Genomic DNA, 4,862 nt, shown 5'->3' on the forward strand with positions numbered 1-4,862 from the left:
ATGAAACAGAAAAGCATATATTTAGCATTAATTCCATTGATGTTATCATTCTTCGTTATGGGATTCGTAGACTTGGTTGGTATCGCGACCAATTATGTAAAGGCTGATTTTGCCTTGTCGGAGACGATGGCAAACCTACTCCCATCTATGGTATTCTTTTGGTTTCTGATATTCTCTGTACCTACAGGAATGCTTATGAACCGAATAGGCAGACGAAAAACAGTATTGATAAGTTTAGTGGTTACAGCATTGGCTTTATTAATTCCACTTTTCAATTACTCCTTTGCCTCTATGCTTATCTCATTTTCATTATTGGGAATAGGTAATACACTGATGCAAGTATCGTTAAATCCGCTATTATCGAATATTGTAGCCGGAGACAAACTGGCAAGTTCGCTTACATTCGGTCAGTTTGTAAAAGCTATAGCTTCGTTTTCAGCACCTATTATTGCAGCATGGGCAGCAGCTTCGTTCGGCGATTGGAAACTATTGTTCCCCATCTTTATGGCTGTATCAATATTAGCAACAATCTTTCTTGGCATGACTTCTATCGAAGAAACCGACGAAAAGGGATCAGGATCGACTTTTACACAATGCTTCGCTTTACTGGGAGATAAGGTGATATTATTATCATTTATCGGAATTATGTGCCATGTAGGAATAGATGTCGGAACAAATGTTACCGCCCCTAAAATATTGATGGAACGTCTCGCTATGAGCTTAGAAGATGCAGGATATGCCACTAGTTTATATTTCTTGTTTCGTACGATCGGTTGTTTTACCGGCGCTTTTGTGCTAGCTCGTTTCTCATCCAAGAAATTCTTCGCAATCAGTGTGACATTAATGGTAGCTGCAATTATCGGATTATTCGTATTCAACAGCCTTACCGCTATCTATATTTGTATTGCGCTTATAGGCTTGGGTAATTCTAATATTTTCCCCATTATTCTATCTCAAGCTCTACTATACATGCCCGATAAGAAAAACGAAGTATCGGGTCTTATGATCATGGGATTATTCGGAGGAACTATCTTCCCTTTACTTATGGGATTGCTTACAGATGCTTTATCTTCTCAAACAGGTGCATTAATTGTGTTGGCGATGGGGATAATCTATCTGATATTCGTATCTTTCAAATTGAAAGAGAAAGTAGGTTGAAACATTGAGTATTAAACTAATAAATAAACAAGAGATGAATAATACAGTTGTTGGTCTTGGCGAAATATTATGGGATGTATTTCCCGAAAGAAAAGTATTAGGTGGAGCTCCCGCCAACTTTGCATACCATGTTTCGCAATTCGGATATAATGGATATGCAGCAAGTGCTGTTGGTGACGATTTGTTAGGTAAAGAAATTCTGTCCAGTCTTGCGGAAAAAGACTTGAACTACGTAATAGAGGTTACGGATTATCCGACAGGGACAGTAAAAGTGACATTAAATAAAACAGGTGTTCCCGAGTATGAGATATGTGAGAATGTAGCGTGGGATAATATCCCTTTCACCGCTAAATTGGAGAATCTGGCGAAAAATACGGGGACAGTATCTTTTGGATCGCTGGCACAACGAAACAATGTATCAAAGGAAACCGTGAAAAGATTTCTGGCTGCTATGCCTGAAAATAGTGTTAAGATTTTTGATATAAACCTTCGTCAACATTTCTATACAAAGGAATTGATACATGAATCATTACAACTATCAAATATGCTTAAGATAAACGATGAAGAAGTCATTATTGTAGCCGAATTATTTGATCTGAAAGATGATAACGAACAAGACATATGCAAACTATTGCTAGATAGGTATAACCTTGATATCGTTATTCTGACTAAAGGTACAGAGGGTAGTTTTGTTTTTACGTCGAAAGAGACTTCATTTCAGCCCACGCCTAAGGTTCATGTAGCCGATACTGTAGGTGCAGGCGACTCTTTTACCGCAGCATTTGTGGCTTCGTATATGCACGGTGAACGTATTGCCGATGCTCATCAGTTAGCAATGGAGGTTTCAGCTTATGTGTGTACACAACATGGAGCAATGCCTCGACTACCTGATGCTTACTTAGAACTGTTCAGAAATAAGTGAAAATAAAATTAAAGCATCGCATTCTGTATACAAGATGCGATGCTTTTCTGTATTTTTGTTTGATGCTTCACAATAACCTTGCTATGAAAAATCTATATATCACACTTTTTCTATTATCATTTCTTACGATGTTTTCTTGCAACACAAATGAAAAAGCGAGATATATTATCGGTGTATCTCAATGCAGTGACGATTTATGGCGCCAGACGATGAATAACGAAATGTTGCTGGAAGCATCCATTTATCAGAATATCGATGTAGAGATAAAAACTGTAAAAGACGATACGCAACAGCAAATAAAAGACATAGAATCCTTAATTGATAACGAAGTAGATTTACTGATCATTTCACCCAACGAATCAACAGCGATTACTCCCGTTATACAGAAAGCATTCAAAGCAGGTATACCCGTAATATTAGTAGACAGAAAAATAGAAACCGAAGATTATACCGCTTACATGGGTGCCGATAATTACCAGATAGGTAAGGAAGTTGGTCTCTACATTGCCGGTATTCTTAACGGAAAAGGGAATGTAGCAGAAATAAGAGGTTGGAATGGATCGACATCTGATACTGAACGTCACGCAGGATTTATAAATGCGATACAAAATTATCCCGATATAAAAATTATCGCCGAGAAAAGGGGGAACTTTCTGAAGGATGAAGCTGCAAAGCACATGACTGACATATTGAAAGAACACAATCTTATCGATCTTGTTTTTGCCATGAACGACCCTATGGCTCTAGGGGTTCACGAGGCCATTTCGAAATACAGTGGAAAGTCGCCATTCATCATCGGAATAGATGCATTACCGGGCGAAGGCGGAGGTATTGAAAATATACATAACGGTTTGCAAGATGCGTCTTTTATCTATCCCACAGGGGGAGATAAGGTGATAGATTTAGCGATAAAAATATTGACAAATCAACCTTTTAGTCGTGAGAATACTCTTTATACGGCAGTTGTGGACAAAAGCAATGTAAGGGTATTACAACTACAAACTGAACATATTTCGGAGCATCAAAAAAAGGTTGAGAAGATAAACAGCCTTCTAAACAAGAGTATCACTCAATACTCCAATCAGACAACCCTTTTTTATGGTACAATACTCATCTTGGCGCTGATCTCTATCTTATTGTTTTTATCTATCTTTGCATATAGAAATAAGAGTAGATCTAACCGACTGCTCGAAGAACAAAAGAATCAGTTAATCTCATTATCTAAACAGCTTGAAGAAGCTACTCACGCCAAATTGGTTTTCTTTACCAATATATCGCACGAATTCAGAACACCATTAACGCTGATTCTTGGTCCGGTGGAAACATTACTTGATTCACCAAACTTAACCGATGAACAAAAGACTTTATTGGATTTAGTCAAACGAAACAGTAATAGTTTATTAAATCTAATTTCGCAGATTATTGAGTTCAGAAGTTACGAAAACGGCAAAATGAATACCTATTTTGTAGAAAGTGATATGAAGCTATTTTTAGAAGAATTGAATATTGCTTTTCTTGATTATGCAAAACGAAAAAAGGTCTTATTCTCATTTATATCCGACAATAACAATTCATATAATCTGTATTTCGACAAAGATAAAATAGAGAAGATATATTTCAATCTGTTATCAAATGCCTTTAAATATACCGAAAAAGAAGGGCATATTAAAGTCTACTTAACACGGGAGCTATCCGAAAACAACGATTATTTAAAATTATCCGTATTTAATGATGGAAAGAATATTCCTAAAGATAAGATCAATAGTATTTTCGATCGGTTTTACAAAGTCAACCCACATGATTCGGGGACGGGAATCGGATTAGCCTTGACCAGCTCGTTAGTTGATGTTCACAATGGAAAAATATTTGTAGAAAGCATTAACGGAGAAGGTACAACATTTACTGTACTAATCCCTTATCAGCAACAAGAAGCTATCAATCTTACAGATGAAATATATGATGAAGGCTATACAACATCTCAACTTGAAACAGAAGTTATAGAATCTCCTGATAATAAAATATTAAGCAATCTCTTAGATGACGACAAAGATATTGTTCTTCTCATCGAAGATAATCCGGATATGCGGAGGTATATGCGTCTGATATTAAGAAATGAATATACTGTAATCGAAGCCGAAGATGGTGAATCGGGAATAGGAATGGCAATCAAATTCATTCCCGACATTGTTCTGTGCGATGTAATGATGCCGGGCAAAGATGGATTTGAGGTTTGCACCATCTTGAAAGAAAATGTATTTACAAGCCACATACCTGTTATTCTACTAACAGCCTGCTCGTTAGACGAACAAAAAGCTTTGGGATTCCAAAGCGGAGCAGACGCCTATATTCCTAAACCGTTCAATGCAGGATTGCTAAAAATAAGAATAGAGAAACTAATAGAAAGCAGAAAAAAAATAAGAAAGGCTTTTGGAAATAGTTTAATCAACGACACAAAAAAAACCTCCCTTGCCGAGATAGAGCAGTCTTTTATTAATAAGTTTCAAGAATACGTGGAAAAGAATATCACCGATCCCGAATTGAATGTTGTAGATATAGCAAGGTATTTAGGGCTATCACGCTCACAATTATACCGTAAGATAAAATCACTTACCGACTATCCACCTAACGAGTTTATACGAATCATCCGGTTAAAATATGCTATGCTAATGATTTCGGCAGGTGTTCCTATATCCGATATTGCATACAGATCAGGATTTTCATCGGCATCTTATTTTACAAAATGTTTTAAAGAGTTCTATAAAACAAGCCCTACTGATTTCTT

The 4,862-nt window shown here is 36.7% G+C and carries 3 protein-coding genes; all 3 read left to right on the forward strand.

Translation table 11 applies throughout. The annotated features are described in order from the left end of the window. Entirely contained in the window at positions 1-1,158 is a 1,158-nt protein-coding gene (locus G7Y57_RS17615; RefSeq protein WP_165027255.1) for an MFS transporter, read from the forward strand. Positions 1,159-1,192: 34 nt separating this feature from the next. Then, positions 1,193-2,080 carry a carbohydrate kinase family protein gene (locus G7Y57_RS17620; RefSeq protein ID WP_165027257.1) on the forward strand — a complete coding sequence of 296 codons (888 nt, stop codon included), beginning with the start codon at positions 1,193-1,195 and terminating at the stop codon, positions 2,078-2,080. An 83-nt stretch (positions 2,081-2,163) separates the two neighbouring features. Next, positions 2,164-4,862 (forward strand): substrate-binding domain-containing protein (locus G7Y57_RS17625; RefSeq protein WP_255491508.1); only part of this gene is annotated, 2,699 nt, incomplete at its 3' end.

Origin of the sequence: Dysgonomonas sp. ZJ279, from assembly GCF_011039205.1 — a bacterium.
Taxonomy (GTDB): Bacteria; Bacteroidota; Bacteroidia; order Bacteroidales; family Dysgonomonadaceae; genus Dysgonomonas.

Excerpts from the sequence above, each read along its gene's own strand:
- G7Y57_RS17615 (WP_165027255.1), top strand. The coding sequence starts at position 1 with ATGAAACAGAAAAGCATATATTTAGCATTAATTCCATTGATGTTATCA.
- G7Y57_RS17620 (WP_165027257.1), top strand. The coding sequence starts at position 1,193 with ATGAATAATACAGTTGTTGGTCTTGGCGAAATATTATGGGATGTATTT.